This is a genomic window from Pseudomonas sp. fls2-241-R2A-110, from assembly GCF_030209165.1.
Classification (GTDB): domain Bacteria; phylum Pseudomonadota; class Gammaproteobacteria; order Pseudomonadales; family Pseudomonadaceae; genus Aquipseudomonas.
In genome coordinates, this window is record NZ_JARVSN010000029.1 from 23639 (window position 1) to 39223 (window position 15585).

The 15585-nt window shown below is 60.3% G+C and carries 8 protein-coding genes; 6 read left to right on the forward strand and 2 right to left on the reverse strand.

Annotated elements, in window-relative coordinates; all coding sequences use genetic code 11:
• Nucleotides 1-17: 17 nt before the first annotated feature.
• On the reverse strand, nucleotides 18-944 hold the full coding sequence (locus tag QRN31_RS23560; protein WP_285434860.1) for a 4-hydroxyproline epimerase: 927 nt from the start codon (nucleotides 942-944) through the stop codon (nucleotides 18-20).
• 251 nt (nucleotides 945-1195) lie between these two features.
• On the opposite strand from QRN31_RS23560, the gene QRN31_RS23565 reads away from it, so the two are divergent.
• From QRN31_RS23565 to QRN31_RS23590, 6 genes are all read left to right on the forward strand, one after another.
• The gene (locus tag QRN31_RS23565; RefSeq protein ID WP_285434862.1) at nucleotides 1196-1999 is read left to right on the forward strand and encodes an AraC family transcriptional regulator; all 804 of its coding nucleotides are present in this window, start codon (nucleotides 1196-1198) and stop codon (nucleotides 1997-1999) included.
• A gap of 43 nt (nucleotides 2000-2042) precedes the next feature.
• On the forward strand, nucleotides 2043-2969 hold the full coding sequence (locus QRN31_RS23570; RefSeq protein ID WP_285434864.1) for a Gfo/Idh/MocA family protein: 927 nt from the start codon (nucleotides 2043-2045) through the stop codon (nucleotides 2967-2969).
• 133 nt (nucleotides 2970-3102) lie between these two features.
• Entirely contained in the window at nucleotides 3103-4131 is a 1029-nt protein-coding gene (locus QRN31_RS23575; RefSeq protein WP_285434865.1) for a chemotaxis protein CheB, read from the forward strand.
• 239 nt (nucleotides 4132-4370) lie between these two features.
• The gene (locus QRN31_RS23580; protein ID WP_222586632.1) at nucleotides 4371-6092 is read left to right on the forward strand and encodes a type I secretion system permease/ATPase; all 1722 of its coding nucleotides are present in this window, start codon (nucleotides 4371-4373) and stop codon (nucleotides 6090-6092) included.
• On the forward strand, nucleotides 6085-7455 hold the full coding sequence (locus QRN31_RS23585; protein ID WP_285434868.1) for an HlyD family type I secretion periplasmic adaptor subunit: 1371 nt from the start codon (nucleotides 6085-6087) through the stop codon (nucleotides 7453-7455). The genes QRN31_RS23580 and QRN31_RS23585 overlap by 8 nt, the downstream gene beginning before the upstream one ends.
• A gap of 2 nt (nucleotides 7456-7457) precedes the next feature.
• Nucleotides 7458-8807: a TolC family outer membrane protein gene (locus tag QRN31_RS23590; protein WP_285434869.1), complete on the forward strand. Its 1350-nt coding sequence runs from the start codon at nucleotides 7458-7460 to the stop codon at nucleotides 8805-8807.
• 556 nt (nucleotides 8808-9363) lie between these two features.
• Here the strand turns inward: QRN31_RS23590 and QRN31_RS23595 are convergent.
• Nucleotides 9364-14979 carry a putative Ig domain-containing protein gene (locus tag QRN31_RS23595; RefSeq protein WP_285434871.1) on the reverse strand — a complete coding sequence of 1872 codons (5616 nt, stop codon included), beginning with the start codon at nucleotides 14977-14979 and terminating at the stop codon, nucleotides 9364-9366.
• Between the last annotated feature and the right edge of the window lie 606 nt (nucleotides 14980-15585).

A 15585-nucleotide genomic window follows, 5' to 3' on the forward strand; every position in this document is an offset into this window, starting at 1 on the left:
AAGTGTCGCGTGATCGCTCAAATGCCCCACGCGAAGGGATCCTGTTCGTCGATCAACAGTGTGCTGTCGGCGGTCATGAAAGCTTGGCCGGTAATGAACGGGCGGATGCGCTCGCCTTCCCATTCGTAACTGCCAACGAACTGGCTGCCGGTGATGCTGGCCTGGACCCAGCGCTCGCCGGCGGCCAGTTTTCCATCGGCGGCCAGGCAGGCCAGTTTGGCGCTGGTGCCGGTGCCGCAGGCCGAGCGGTCGTAGGCTTTGCCAGGGCACATGACGAAGTTGCGGCTGTCGGCGTGCTCGTCATCGGCAAACAGTTCGACATGGTCGATCAACGCGCCGCCTTCGCCGTGGATGCCTTGGGCCTCCAGCGCCTTGAGCATCGCCCAGGTGTATTCGGTGAGCGCCTCGACATTGTCCAGTTGCAACACTTGCCCGTGGTCGGACACCAGGTAGAACCAGTTCCCACCCCAGGCGATGTCGCCGAACACGCGGCCGTGTCCGGGAATATCGACCGGGACTTGCTGGCGGTAGCGGTAAGCGGGCACGTTGCGCAAGGTCACCGTGCCGTCTTCATGCAGCGTGGCGTCGACCGGGCCGACCGGCGTGTCGATCTTGTGCACACCGGGCGCAATGTGGCCCAGGTAGTGCAATGAGTTGACCAGGCCGATGGTGCCGTGACCGCACATGCCGAGGTAGCCGGCGTTGTTGAAGAAGATCACGCCACACGTGGCATCCGGCGAGACCGGTTCACAATACAGGGCGCCGACCAACACATCGCTGCCACGGGGCTCCAGCAGGCAGGCTCGACGCCATTGGTCGTGGTGATCGCGCAGGGCATCACGCTTCTCGACCATGGTCCGGCCGGGCAGTTGCGCAAAGCCTTTCATCACCAGACGGGTCGGTTCGCCGCCGGTGTGGGAATCAATGACGTGGATGCGTTTCATGAACGTGCCTTCGCCTGACATAGCGTCGCCTTTTTGTGAGTTGTTGGATCGGCCGGTGTGCATGCAATGGCCACAGCGTGAGCGTGTCAGGGCGTTTGTGATTGATGTTTTGCGCAGGTACGGATGACGAAATCGGCACAATGCGCCTGCTCGATGCAGCCAAATTGCGGGCACCTCGACACGGCATCCGCCTTGGGTCAATCTGCGCAGCGAAGGCTTTTGTCTACTCAGAGAAAGGGGGAACAGGATTCATGACGCAGAACGCCTTAGCGATCCTGTGCCAAGGGAGCGATCTGAATCGTCCCGACACCCTCGATGAATTGCTGGCGGGCGTGGCGTTTCTGTTACCGATGCTGGATGTGATCCCCAATGCCGCGATCTTTATCAAGGACCGTCAGGCGCGCTATGTCATGGCCAACCGCACGCTGGTCCAGCGCTGCGGCTTGAAGCAGTTGCAGCCGTTGCTGGGGAAAACCAGCGCCGAGGTGTTTCCTGCACAATTGGGGCCGGGTTACACCGAACAGGATCGCCGTGTTCTGGAGCAAGGCTTTGTCCTGGAAGACCAACTGGAGTTGCACTTGTACGGCAGTCGGGAGCCGGGTTGGTGCCTGACGCATAAACGACCGTTATACAACCGTAGCGGCGAAATCATTGGCCTGGCAGGGATTTCGGTCGACCTGCAATCCGCCAGCGATACCCACCCGGCGTACCAGCGACTGGCGGCGGTCGATCAATACATCCGCGCGCATTTCAATCGCCGTGTCACCTTGGGCGAACTCACGCGCATCGCCGGGATTTCAGTGGCGCAACTGGAAAGGTACTGCAAGCGAGTGTTCCACCTGACACCACGGCAGATGATCCAAAAGGTTCGCCTGGAGCATGCGCATCGTCTGTTGCACACCGATATTCCGATCACCGACGTGGCCTTGCAGTGCGGCTATACCGACCACAGTGCGTTCACCCGTCAGTTCAAGGCATCCACCGGGTTCACGCCGCGCCAGTATCGGCAGGCAACCCGGCACATCAGCGATGACTTCCCCGCTGTACAAACGTAATCTTCCCAATCCGCGTCCCTATAAGAAAAATCAGGAGTCATTGATGCAACCGATCCGTCTCGGTCTGGTGGGCTATGGCAAGATTGCCCAGGACCAACACGTTCCCGCCATCAACGCCAACCCCGCGTTTCAGTTGGTGTCTGTCGCCACCCAAGGGCAGCCCTGCGCCGGCGTCGAAAATTTTAAGTCTTTAAGCGAGCTGCTTGAAAACGGCCCGCCGGTTGATGCGATTGCCTTTTGCACTCCACCGCAAGGACGATTCGCGCTGGTGCAACAAGCCCTGGCCGCCGGCAAACACGTGCTGGTAGAAAAGCCGCCGTGCGCCACGATGGGTGAAGCGATGGCGTTGGTGAGTCAGGCGCAGGAGCAGGGCGTCAGCGGTTTGTTCGCCTGGCACTCACGTTACGCCCCCGGCATCGACGCCGCCCGTCACTGGCTGGCCACCCGCACCCTGCAAAGCGTACAGATCGACTGGAAGGAGGATGTGCGCAAGTGGCACCCTGGCCAGGCATGGATCTGGCAACCCGGCGGCCTGGGTGTCTTCGATCCCGGCATCAATGCCTTGTCGATAGCAACCCATCTGCTGGCGTTGCCGCTGTTTGTCGAGTCCGCTGAATTGCGCGTCCCCAGTAACTGCCAGTCGCCGATTGCCGCGTCCATCAAGATGTCTGACGCGCGTCACCTCGATGTCCGTGCGGAGTTCGATTTCGACCACGGCCATGATGAGCTCTGGAGCATCGAGATTCGCTGCACCGAAGGCACCTTGCGCCTGGACAACGGTGGCGCACTGTTGAGCATCGACGGCGTGCCTCAAGCCGTATCGGAGGAGGGCGAGTACGCCGCGGTGTATCGACATTTTCAACAGCTGATAGGCGATAAAGTCAGTGACCTGGACCTGCAACCGTTGCGCCTGGTTGCCGACAGCTTTTTTGTAGGCAGTCGCGTGTCGGTCGAGCCGTTTTACGATTAGCGGTTGCGCTTGTTAACTGCTCGCAGTCTCTAACTATTGGGTCGGTTGCTCAGAGGGCACCAGACGCAAGAGCTACTCTTGATTGTGTACGTTGCCAATGGCAGGCGGACTCATTTCGAGCGGGAGGCGCCTTGTGACTGATGAACTTGATGCCGGTGTGCGAAACATTGTCGTTATCGGCACGTCGGCGGGTGGTGTTCAGGCGTTGATCGCCTTGTTTGAAAATCTACCTGCCGACCTGCCCGCGGCCTTTCTTGTCGTGATGCATATTCCCGCTCATGAACCCAGTGTCCTGCATAGCATTCTTGCAAGGGTGACAAACATGCGGGTCGTGGCGGCCCAGGAGGGGCAGCGGATTGAAGCGCGCACAGTCTATGTCGCCATTGCGGATCGGCATCTGATGATTACGGAGGATGGGATACGCCTGACGCGTGGGCCCAAGGAGTGTCGTGCCCGGCCCGCTGTCGATGTGCTGTTCCGCTCAGCTGCGGTGAATTACGGCGCTCGGGTCATTGGCGTCATTCTGTCCGGCGCATTGGATGACGGCACGGCGGGAATGTGGGCGGTTAAGGATCGGGGTGGATTGACCTATGTGCAGGCCCCTGGCGAAGCCATGCAGAGCTCGATGCCCGACAGCGCAATTGCGCATGTGAACATTGATCTTGTCGGCCCGGCGGCAGTGCTCGCCACCGCACTCTGCAAAGCGATCGGTAGTCCGATAGCTGATCAGCAGACACACGAGGTAAAAACCCGTCATGTGATCGAAAGCGTTATCTCCTTGAAAGGAAATGGTCTCGAAGCAGGTGTCATGGGATTAGGTAAGGTTTCCCAATTCACCTGTCCTGATTGCCACGGCGTGTTGGTGCAAATCGAAGAAGGCACCATCGTCAGATTTCGTTGCCACACGGGTCATGCCTTCTCGATGAAGTCGTTGATTTGCGAGGCCAACGAAGCCATCGACACGGGACTGTGGGACACATTGAGGGCGGTGGAGGAAAGAATCCTGCTGCTGCGTCAAATGGCTGAACAGGCGGCAACTGTTGGCGCTGCCAATGACGCCGCCGAATGCACTCGACAAGCTGATCTGGCTGAAAAACGCCTGACGCGACTGCGTGAATGGGTGCTCGATCCCAAGCTCTTTGGTCACGATGACGATAAATAAGTTCTACCGCCAAGCGACCTTGGCACTGTGCAAAACTCCCGCCCGTCACTCGCCTGAATACCCAGCCTATAGAACCTGCACTAACCCGTAGATGCGTTGTCAGTTATTGGCGCCTGTAGCGACGAGGATCGTCTCTGATGGCGGCACGTCAGACTAAATTTAGTGTTTCGTCTCTTTTGGCAAAGCGCTCGCGATGGATTGCGTCCTGGACCGACTAATCCTTTTACGAGCGAGTTTCCATGGGTTTGCTTCTTGATCCGCGTCATGACATTGATGCCGCTTTACTCAGCTATCGCCGGGTGTTCTGGTCGTTGGCGCTGTTCAGCGGTGTGATCAACCTGCTGGTGCTGGTGCCTTCGCTCTACATGATGCAGGTGTACGACCGGGTTCTCACCAGCCGCAACGAAACCACCTTGTTCATGCTCACCCTGATCGCCCTCGGACTGTTCATGTTCAGCGCGCTGATCGAGTGGGTACGCGGCGAGGTGATGATCCGCATGAGCGCGGGGCTGGACGATGCCTTGGGCGAGCGGATTTTCGACGCTGCCTTCGCCCGTAGCCTGCGCGAGCACAACGCCAACCCGGCGCAGGTGCTGATCGATCTGGCGACGCTGCGGCAGTTGATCACCGGCCAAGGCCTGATTGCGTTGCTCGATGCGCCTTGGTTGCCGATCTTTCTGCTGGTGGCGTTCATTTTTCACCCCTGGTTCGGCGTGCTGACGCTGGTGCTGGCCCTGGTGCTGATCGGTCTGGCACTGTGGGGCGAACTGGCGACCCGGACGCGTCTGGGCGAAGCCAATCGACTGAGCGTGCAGTCGTCGATTTACGTCAACAGCACGTTCCAGAATGCCGAAGTCATCCAGGCCTTGGGCATGCTCGGACCATTGCGCCAGCGCTGGAGCCTGCTGCAGCAACGCATCGTTGCCGCCCAGGCCCATGCCAGCGACCGTAGCGCACGTATCACCTCGGCGACCCGTTTCGTGCGCATCTCCGGGCAATCGCTGGCCCTGGGCCTGGGCGCGTTGCTGGTGCTCGAAGGCCAGTTGTCAGCGGGCATGATGATCGCCATGTCGCTGCTGTTGGGGCGCGCCCTGGCCCCCGTGGAGATCGCCATCGGCTCGTGGAAGCAATTCAACTCTGGCCGCCAGAGTTATCAGCGCCTGAGCCAACTCCTTGCCCAGCACCCGCGCGACCGTCTGCGCATGCCGTTGCCGCCGCCCACCGGCGCGGTGCGTCTGGAGCAGGTGCATGTTGGGCCGCCCGGAGCCGTGCAACCGATCCTGCGGGGAATCAATTTCAGCCTGGTCAAAGGTGACGTGCTCGCCGTCGTCGGCCCCAGCGCCAGCGGCAAATCCACGCTGGCCAGGGCGCTGGTCGGGGTCTGGCCGGCCATGGGCGGATCGGTGCGCCTCGACGACGCCGAGATCAGTCAATGGTCTCACGACGCCTTGGGCCCGTACCTCGGCTATCTGCCGCAGGACATCGAACTGTTCGACGGCAGTGTGGCCGACAATATCGCCCGCTTCGGTGAGCAGGATGCCGACAAGATCATCGCCGCCGGCCGTCATGCGGGCATTCACGAGATGATCCTGAGGTTCCCCAAGGGATACGACACGCCGTTGGGCCCCGGTGGGCTTGGATTGTCCGGCGGGCAGAAGCAGCGCCTCGGCCTGGCTCGCGCACTCTATGGGCTCCCGTCGCTGATCGTGCTCGATGAGCCCAACTCTAATCTCGATGAAGCAGGCGAAGTGGCACTGGTTCAGGCCATCAGTGCGCTCAAGGCAGCTGGCAGCACTGTGGTGCTGATTACCCATCGGCCGAATGTGCTGGCGGTGGTCGATCACATTCTGGTGCTCAAGGACGGCACTCAACACGCATTCGGTCCACGGGACCGGGTGCTCAAGGCGTTGATCCCGGGGCCCAAACCGGCAGCAGTCAAGGAGACTGGCGAAGATGCATGATCTGACCCCCGGGAAACCAACGTACAGCGAGCAGAGGCCGAGCGTGCGTGGCAACGCAACACCGCCCGGCGCGAACACCGACGCGGTGAGCGCGGCACGTTATGGCGTGGGATTCCTGGTCCTGGCGCTCGGCGGTTTCCTGCTTTGGGCATGTCTGGCGCCGCTTGACCAAGGTGTAGTGGGTAGCGGCACCGTTGTGGTGGCGGGCGAACGCAAAGCGGTGCAGTCGTTGGTCGGCGGCGTGGTGGAAAAACTGCTGGTCAGCGACGGCGACCGCGTCACCCAAGGGCAGTTGCTGGTGCAGCTCAACACGGTGCAGGCGCAGTCACAACTGGACGTGACCCGGGGCAAGCTTCTCAACGACCGCAGCGTCGAGGCTCGGTTGATTGCCGAGCGCCTGGGTTCAGCCGAGATCCAATGGCCCGCCGAACTGCTGGAACATGCCGACGAGCCGCGGGTCAAGGCCGCCATGGCATTGCAGAGTCAGTTGTTTGCGACCCGTCGCGCAGAACTGGGCAGCCGCTTGCAGATCATCGAACACGAAGCCGCGGCATTGCAGCAGCAATTGCTCGGCTACGAAGGCGTCAAACGCAACTACGACACGCAGATGCGCTTCCAGCAGCAGGAGCTGGAAGGCCTGCGTGATTTGGCGCGTGAGGGCTACGTGCCGCGCAACAAACTCTTCGAGGCCGAGCGCAACGCCGCCCAATTGGCCGGGCAGATTGCCTCCGGGGTCGGCGATGTCGGCAGGACTCGCCAGTCGATCAATGAAAGTCGACTCAAGGCCTTGCAGGCACAGCAGGAATTTCGCCGCGATGCCGAAGTTCAGCTCAGCGAAGTCTCTGCCGAGGCGTCAGGTTTTGCTGACCAGATCCATGCTTTTCAGTTTGAAGTCGACAACGGCGCGATCCGTGCGCCAGCGTCCGGACAGGTCATGGACGTCAGCATTCATACGGTCGGCGGCGTTGCGCAGGCCGGTCAAACCCTGATGCAGGTGGTGCCGCTGGATGCGCCTATGGCGATTACCGCGCGTTTCGAGCCGTTGATGGCCAACAAGTTGCGCCCGGGGCTGCCGGTGCATGTGCATTTCACGGCGCTGCAACGGGTGGATACCCCGACCGTCATTGGCACTGTCACCACAGTGTCGGCAGATCAGTTGATCAATGAACAGACCCACCAGCCGTACTTTTCCGCCAAGGTCGAAATTCCCGCCGACACCGTGGCCTCGCTACAAGCCGCTGGCCTGCTGGTGCGTCCCGGCATGCTGGCTGATGTGACGGTGGTCACCGGGGAACGCACCTTGATGAACTACCTGATGAAACCCTTACGCGAACGCTTGCTCGCAGCCTTCAAAGAGGAATGAGCATGACCGTACGGTTCCGTTATAGCGCCCGCTTGTTGCTGAGTCTTTGTACCGGTTGGGGGGCGATCAGTTCTGCCGCGGCGACCCAGGAGGCGCTGAGCCTGACCGCCGCGTACGATGCCTCGCGCATCAACGACCCGACCGTGCAATCGGCCGCTCATGCCTATGATGCGTCGACGCATGAAGAGGCGATTGGCCGCGGCGGCCTCTATCCGCAAGTGTCGCTGACGTCGCGCTATGGCTACGGCGGTCGTACCGATGGCGGCAGCGACACCAGCTACGTCAACAGTAACGATTACCAAGCGAACAACGTCACCCTGGCGGCGCAACAACCGCTCTACGACAAAGGGCGCTGGGCCGCATATCAGGAGGGCAAGGCGCGGGGGCAGTTGGGTACGCAGCTATTCGACGTTGCCGGCCAGACCTTGTACGACAGGGTTGCCAAAGGCTATTTCGATGTCGCCCGGGCCGAGAACGAGATCAAGTTGATCGCCCAGCAAAAGACCGCCATCAATGGGTTGGTGACGCAAAGCAAAAAGCTTTACCAGGGCGGGCAGGGCGCGATCACCGACATTGATGAAGCCCAGGCGCGGCTCGATCTTGTCGAAGCCCAGGAGGCTGAAGCCCAGGCTCGCCGCGTGGCTGCGTTGCGGGCGTTGTCCGGTCGCGCCAGTGTGGCCATCGAAGACATCCAGTCGATGCGCGAAGAACTGCCCACCGGCAACCCGATTCCGCCGGAGCGGGATTTGCCGTACTGGACTGCAATTGCCCATGATGCCAACCCCGAGCTGGCAGCCCGGCTGGCGGCGGTGAAAGTCGCCGAAGCGCAGGCCGACAGCCAGCGCGCCGGGCATTATCCGACGTTGTCGCTGACCACCCAGCTCAGCCGCCAGGAAACCCGTCAGTATCAGGAGCAAGACCCGCGGCAGGATTCGTATTACGTGGGGGTTCAGCTGGAAATTCCGTTGTATCGCGGCGGTGCGGTACGCGCCTCGGTGGCGAAAGCCGAAGCGCAAGTGGCCGGCGCCCAGTCCGACTATGACGTACAACGCCAACAATTGGCCGAGGACATCGAGACCGATTATCTGGGCGTGGTGGCCGGATTCGCCAAAAGCAAGGCGATGCTGCGGGCGGTGGAGTCCAATCAGCGAGCACTGACTTCGACGGAAAAGGGTTTCCAGGGGGGAGTTCGGTCGACGGTGGATATTCTTGATGCACAGCAGAGGGTGTTCCAGGCGCGCCGAGATTTGCTCAACACCAAGCTCGACATGCTGCAAAGCTATGTCAGCCTGCACACCCACACTGGCCAGATGAACCGAGCGGTACTGGAACAGGTGCAAAATCTGTTCTGAGGAATGAAGCGGGGGGAGAGATTGACGCCGGTCTGCGACCCTAATCCTCTGAAAACGGGCTTGCTCACGAAGACGGTGGGTCAGCTTGTATCCACGCTGGATGTGCCGCCGTCATCGCGAGCAGGCTCACTCCCACATTTTGATCTGTGGTTGTCCTCGATTTCCCGAGCGCAGCAAACCCCTGTGGGAGCGAGCCTGCTGGCGATAGCGGTGGGTCAGCTTGCATCCACGCTGGATGTGCCGCCGTCATCGCGAGCAGGCTCACTCCCACATTTTGATTTGTGGCTGTCCTCGATTTTTCGAGCGCTGCAACCCCCTGTGGGAGCGGGCTTGCTCGCGATAGCGGTGGGTCAGCTTGTATCCATGCTGGATGTGCCGCCGTCATCGCGAGCAGGCTCACTCCCACATTTTGATCTGTGGTTGTCCTCGATTTCCCGAACGCTGCAACCCCCTGTGGGAGCGAGCTTGCTCGCGATAGCGGTGGGTCAGTCAGCATCCATGCTGGATTGGCCACCGTCATCGCGGGCCGGCTCGCTCCCTCCGGTTGTGGATTGACTCAGGCGGTGAAATCGCTGGCGTGCAGATCCTTGACGCCTACCAGTTGAATTTCGAACTCGGGGGTGGCGTCGGCGTTGACGCTGCCGTAGAGAATGCCGTCGGCAAAGCGCAGTTGGCCGGTGGCGTTGGCTGGGTCGAAGGCGTTGCTGCCGATGAAGGTAAAGGCGTCAACAGCGGCGGTCAGCGGGTTGGCGTCCAGTCCGGTGAAATCCAGATGGTCGCCCTCGATGCTCTTGAAGCCGTTGATCACATCGCGTGAAGCACCGACGCCCATGTCCGACAGCGCACCAAATGCATAGGTGTCCGCGCCAGTGCCGCCGGTGAGAGTGTCGGTGCCTGCACCGCCGATCAACCGGTCATCGCCCGAACCACCCACCAACGTATCGTTGCCCGCACCACCGTTCAGAACGTTCGCGGCGCTGTTGCCCAACAGATTGTCGGCGTAGGCACTTCCCGTCAGGTTTTCGAAGAACTTCAAGGTGTCGAGCCCGGAGCCCCCGGTGTCTTGTTGCGCTGACGTCGAGAGGCTGACGGTAACGCCAGACAGGGCGCGTTCAAAAGACACGGTGTCATTACCCTCGCGCCCGTCCAGCACATTGTTGCCGGCTCCGGCGAACAGCGTGTTGTCCAGCGCGTTGCCCGTGCCATTGGCGGCGCCGGGGCTATCGATGTACAGATTCTCGATGTTGGCGCCGAGGGTATAGGCCGCCAAGCTGCTGTGTACGCTGTCGATCCCTCCCGGCACTGCATTGCTGTTGGTCTCGATCACGGTGTCGTTGGCGTTGTCGACATAGTAAGTGTCGTTGCCATCGCCGCCACTCATGCTGTCGGCCCCTGCGGCACCATTGAGCACGTTGGCGGCGGCATTGCCGGTGATGAAGTTGCGCAGCTCATTGCCGGTGCCGTTGATGTCCGACACACCGGTGAGTACCAGATTTTCTAGATTGGCACCCAGGGTCCAGCTGACCGAGGCTTGCACCGTATCGATCTGCGAAGGCGAGGCGTTGGTTTCCACCACGCTGTCGGCCGCGTTGTCGACCACATAGATGTCGTTGCCATCGCCACCGGTCATGGAGTCGGCGCCCAGGTCGCCATCCAGTGTGTCGTTGCCCGAGCTGCCCACCAGGGTATCGGCCTGGTCGGTGCCGGAGATCATCCCGCCCTGGTTCTGAGCGTTGTCGAAAATATCCTGCACGCTGTTGTTGTCGTTGGCATTGCCTTGAAAACCAAGGTCACCGGCGATGTAGTCGGCCAGGCGCTGGCCAACGATTTCCGCCGATTCCTCGTGCAGGTGCCAGACGTCATCGGGATACACCAGCGGATCGACTTCATAACGCAAGGGCAGGTCGGTGTAGTCCACCGCCAGCTTGACGTCGGTGCGCTCGGCGGCGATCTCCTCCTGGACGGCGCGGACATAGCCAACCCCTTCGACGATCGAAGCAATCTTTTCTGCCGAATAACCCCGGGCACTCGCCGCATCCTCTTGGTAGTGGCCGGTTTCCATCATGTACACGCTGAAGTTGCCGAACTGGGCATGCAGGTAATCAAACACGTTCATGGTCGCGGCCTTGTAGGCTGCGGCTGCCGCTGTTTTGTCCGTGGCGCGGCCGATCTCCTGGGCGGCTTCCTCGCCCTGGCCCCAAATGATGCCCATGGTGACGTTATCGATCGATTTCAGTTCAGTGAGCTGGTCCCCCAGCAAGGCGACGGCACGCAACAGCGCAGGCCCGGGTTGGTTGGTGTCGGTCAACCACCAGCACAAATTGAGCTCCTCGGCGCCCATGGTCGACAGGCCGTTGACCGTGCTACCACCCACCGCGATGTCGATGCCATTGCCATCGGCATCGGTGAATTGGCTGCGCACGTCGTAGGTGGTGTAGCGGTCCAGGTCGTTGACCAGCATCGAGGTGCCGGACTGATTGTCGTCCTCCGTCATGCGCAGCAAGCGCGCGTTGGATTGGCCGAGGGTGGGCAGGTAGAGAATGTCTTGTTGCGCGCGCTCGCCGAACACGAAGTCGCTGGCGGTCAGGGTGTTGAGGTAGTTGCCGTTGAGGGCGATTTCAAAACGGTTGCCATCGGCATCCGCATCGGCTGACTTGACGTAGGTCTTGTCGCCGGCCGCATTGAGGGTCATGTACAGCGTGTGATTGCTGCCATCGCCGAGACCGAGAAAGCCCAGGCCCGACACATCGATCTTGTCGACGCCTGCGGTGAAGTCGTAAATCGTGTCGGTGGCCGTAATGCCGCCGGCGTCGTAGTCGCGATAGCTGTCGAGCGAGTTGCTGTAGCGGAAGGTATCGGCCCCGTCGCCGCCGTACAGCGAATCGCGACCGGCACCGCCGTCGATGATGTCCGCGCCGGCACCGGCCTTGATCGTGTCGTTGCCACCGAGGCCGAGGATCAGGTCCGCGCCCGCCGTGCCGTTAAGCGTATCGGCGTTACTGGTGCCGGCGATGGTGTTGGCCGGTGCATCGGCCACCGCCAGGGCGAAGCTGTCGCTGACCGAGGCGCCAGAAGGATCGGTGGCCTTGACCAGTACGTTGTAGTTGCCGGACGCCGTGCTGATCGGCGTTCCGGTGAACGTCAGGCTGGTGGCGTTGAAACTCAGCCAGCCGGGCAGGGCGCTGCCATCGGCGAGGGTCGCGGAATAGACCAACGTATCCTGATTGGCGTCGGTGAAGCTGTCATGGGTCACGGTGTAGTTGAACGGCGTGCTTTCGGTGGCGTTCTGGTCGAGCAGGGGAATGGCCACCACCGGCGCTGCGTTGCTCGGAGTGTTCTGGTCGGCGAAAACAAAATGACTCGCCGTCAGGCTGCTCACCAGGTTGCCCGCCAGCGACAATTCAAAACGGTTGCCGTTGGCGTCGGCGGTGAGGTCCTTGAGGTAGGTGCGGTTGCTCGATGCGCTGTAGGTGACTTGCAGCGTGCCGTTCAGGCCGTTGCCCAGGCCCGTGTAGCCGAGCGTCGATACATCGATCTTGTCCGCTGTCACGTCGAAATCGAGGATCTGGTCACTGACGCTGGTGGAGCTGGTGCGGTAACTGTCGAGTGTTGAGGTGTAGCGGAACACATCGGCACCCGCGCCGCCGGTGAGCTTATCCGCCCCGGCGCCACCGACCAGGATGTCGTTGCCCGCGCCGCCATTAAGCGTGTCGTTACCGGCGCCACCGAACAGTTGTTCGTTGGCAGCGGTGCCGGTCAGCGTGTCGTTGTTCGGCGTGCCATTGATCACCGTGGGTGAGGCGGGAACATCCTGCACGGCGAGGGTAAAGCTGTCGCTGACTGTGGCGTTGCTGCCGTCACTTGCAGTGACCTGGATGGAGTAAGTGCCCGATGCGGTGTCGCTGGGTGTGCCGCTGAGCGTGCGAGTGGCTGCGTCGAATGTCAGCCAGCCGGGCAGGGCGCTGCCATCGGCCAGTTTGGCGGTGTAGCTGAGGCTGTCGTTATCCGGATCGGTGAAGCTGGTGGCCGGTACTACGTAGCTGAATGGCGTGTTTTCGGTCGCGTTCTGATCCAGCAACGGTGCCGCCAGCACGGGTGCCTGATTGGTCGCAGACGCGGTGGCGAAGACGAAGTTGGCGCCGGTCAGCTTGTCGAGGTAGTTGCCGTCCAGCGTCACTTCGAAGCGATTGCCATCGGCGTCGGCATTCAGTGATTTGATGTACGTCTTGGTGCCGGCACTGTTGAGCGCCAGGTACACGGTGTTGTTCTTGCCATCCCCAAGGCCGGTAAAACCGATGGCCGAGAGGTCGATCTTGTCGGCGCTGATATCAAAATCGGTGATCACGTCGCTAAGGTTGGCGCCACCGGTGTTGTAGTTGCGGTAACTGTCCAGGCGACTGGAGAACACAAACGTGTCCGCTCCGGCGCCACCGGAAAGGCTGTCCATGCCGGCACCGCCGTCGAGCTTGTCATCGCCCGCGCCACCACTGAGGTTGTCGTTACCCGCCAGGGCAAGCAACGTGTCGGCCGAATCGCTGCCCAGCAATGAGTCGCTGGCGCTGGTGCCGGTGACTACCCGATTGAAGATGAAATTACTGGCGGTCAGGGTGCTGGTGAGGTTGCCCGAGAGAATCAACTCGAAGCGATTGCCGCTGGCGTCGGCGTCGTAGTCCTTGATGTAGGTGCGGTCGTTGCTGGCGCTGTAGCTGACCTGCAGGGTGCCGCCACGGCCATTGCCCAGTCCGGTGAAACCGAGACCGGCGAGGTCGATCTTGTCCTGGGTGACGTCGAAGTCTGTCACGGTGTCATCGAAGCTGGCGGTTGCGTTGCGGTAGCTGTCGGACTGAGCGGCAAAACGGAACGTATCGGCGCCGGTCCCACCGGTGAGTTTGTCGATGCCGGCACCGCCGACCAGAATGTCGCTACCGGCCCCGCCATTGATGATGTCGTTGCCGGCACCGCCGTAGAAAATCTCGCTGTCAGCACTGCCCAACAGGGTGTCGTTGCCAGCCGTGCCTTGCACGGTGGTCATCGGCACCGTGTCGCTGACGTAGCTGCCGTCGCCATAGACCAGCGTGGCACTCTTGCTGGTGTGACTGATGGTGTTACCGATGATGGCGTTGCGATCGGTGCCGTCTTCATTGCGCTCAGCAACACCGTAGGTCGACAGGTTGCTGCCGCTGATGATGTTGCCCTGGATGGTGTTGTCGCTGCCGTTGAAGTACTTGCCGGACACGCCCAGGGTGTCGTCGTAGGACTGGAGAATGATCTCCGGTACCGGGTTGCCCAGGGAGTTGTTGTTGAGCGTGTTGTCGATGATCTCGACGTGGTTGCTGCCGTAGATGCGGACACCGGCGCTGGCATTGTCATGAATGTCGAGGCCGCTGACGGTCACATCGCTCGACAGTTTGATCAGCACCCCTTCGGCGCCGTTGCCATACACCTCGCCACCGGTAATGGTGATGTTGCTGGGGGAGGGGATGTTCTCGCTACCACGTTGCACCACGATGCCATTGCCGCCGTTGTTGTAGGCGACGTTATTGGTCAGGGTAAAGTCGTGGGTGCTGGTGACGACGTTGAAACCATGCCGGTCGTTGTCGTAGGCGACGTTGTTTTCAAAGGTGCTGTCGCTCAGAAAGTCAGCGACGAAGCCGTCCAGGCCATTGCCGTGGGACACGCTGTTCTTGATGACCATGTTGACGGTCTGCTCGTGGGGATCGAAACCGTACCCGGAGCAATCCTTGATCTCGACACTGTCGAGGGTGACGTTGGAATCGTAGCCTTCTTTACCGGGAATAAAGCCATTGAACCAACCGTCGATCTTGCCCGTGGTGCTATCGCGGTTGCCATCGATGGTGAGGTTGCTGATGCCGAAATCGTGGGTTTCCTCGCCATAGGCAGAGCGGATAACCCCCGTGATTTTGGTGTCGGAGCCATCAGCCACCTTGACGTTGGTGGAACCCATACCGTCGCCGTACAGATAGACGTTGCTCTTGAGCATCAGGCAGCCGTCGGAGGGTTCCACACCTCCCGAAACGATATAGGTGCCGGTCGGCATATACACCTGTCCGCCGCCTGCGGCGGCGGCCGCATCAATTGCGTTTTGTATCGCCGCCGTGTCGTCTGTGAGGCCATCTCCTTTGGCGCCAAAATTTTGTACGTTAAAAATCATGAGCTTATCTCCGTATCAGGCTTAAATCGCAGCAGATGCCAATATTCCATCGACGACCACTGTGTTATGACCCAGAGACACGCAAAAGTTTTGACCGCGCATCGGAGAAGCGTCAAAAAACCAATATTACTGATCAGCGGTTGTGAAGTATTTTTACGCATTAACTTTATTTTGACGCTTTTTCAGTAAGCGGAATACGCTGAAACGAGGGCGACCGCGTGAGCTTTGACTTGAGTTCATAAAGCTATGAGGCAGTTCAAGGGGAGGGAGGATGGGAGATAGAGGCGGGCATACAAATCGGTGACAAGGTCTGATGTTGGTTTGCTTTGAAAGTATTAGAGCATTAGCTCTACTAAATGGAGGTTTAGTTGAGCTGTACTTTTTGAGCGATGAATTTGCGCCTTGGACAGATCTGAAGACTGATTTGCAATCAACGGCGTTGCTAAAATAGGCGTCATCGCAGGCAGTGGAGCTTGGAGCTATCTTGATTTCAAAGGCGTCGATCCCGAACATTCTGAAAATCAGTTTTCCGAATTGTTAATCACCGTGGATTTCACCGTGTTTTTGACCAAGGCCAATTCTTGAGCAGCGACATTGTCTTTTTGC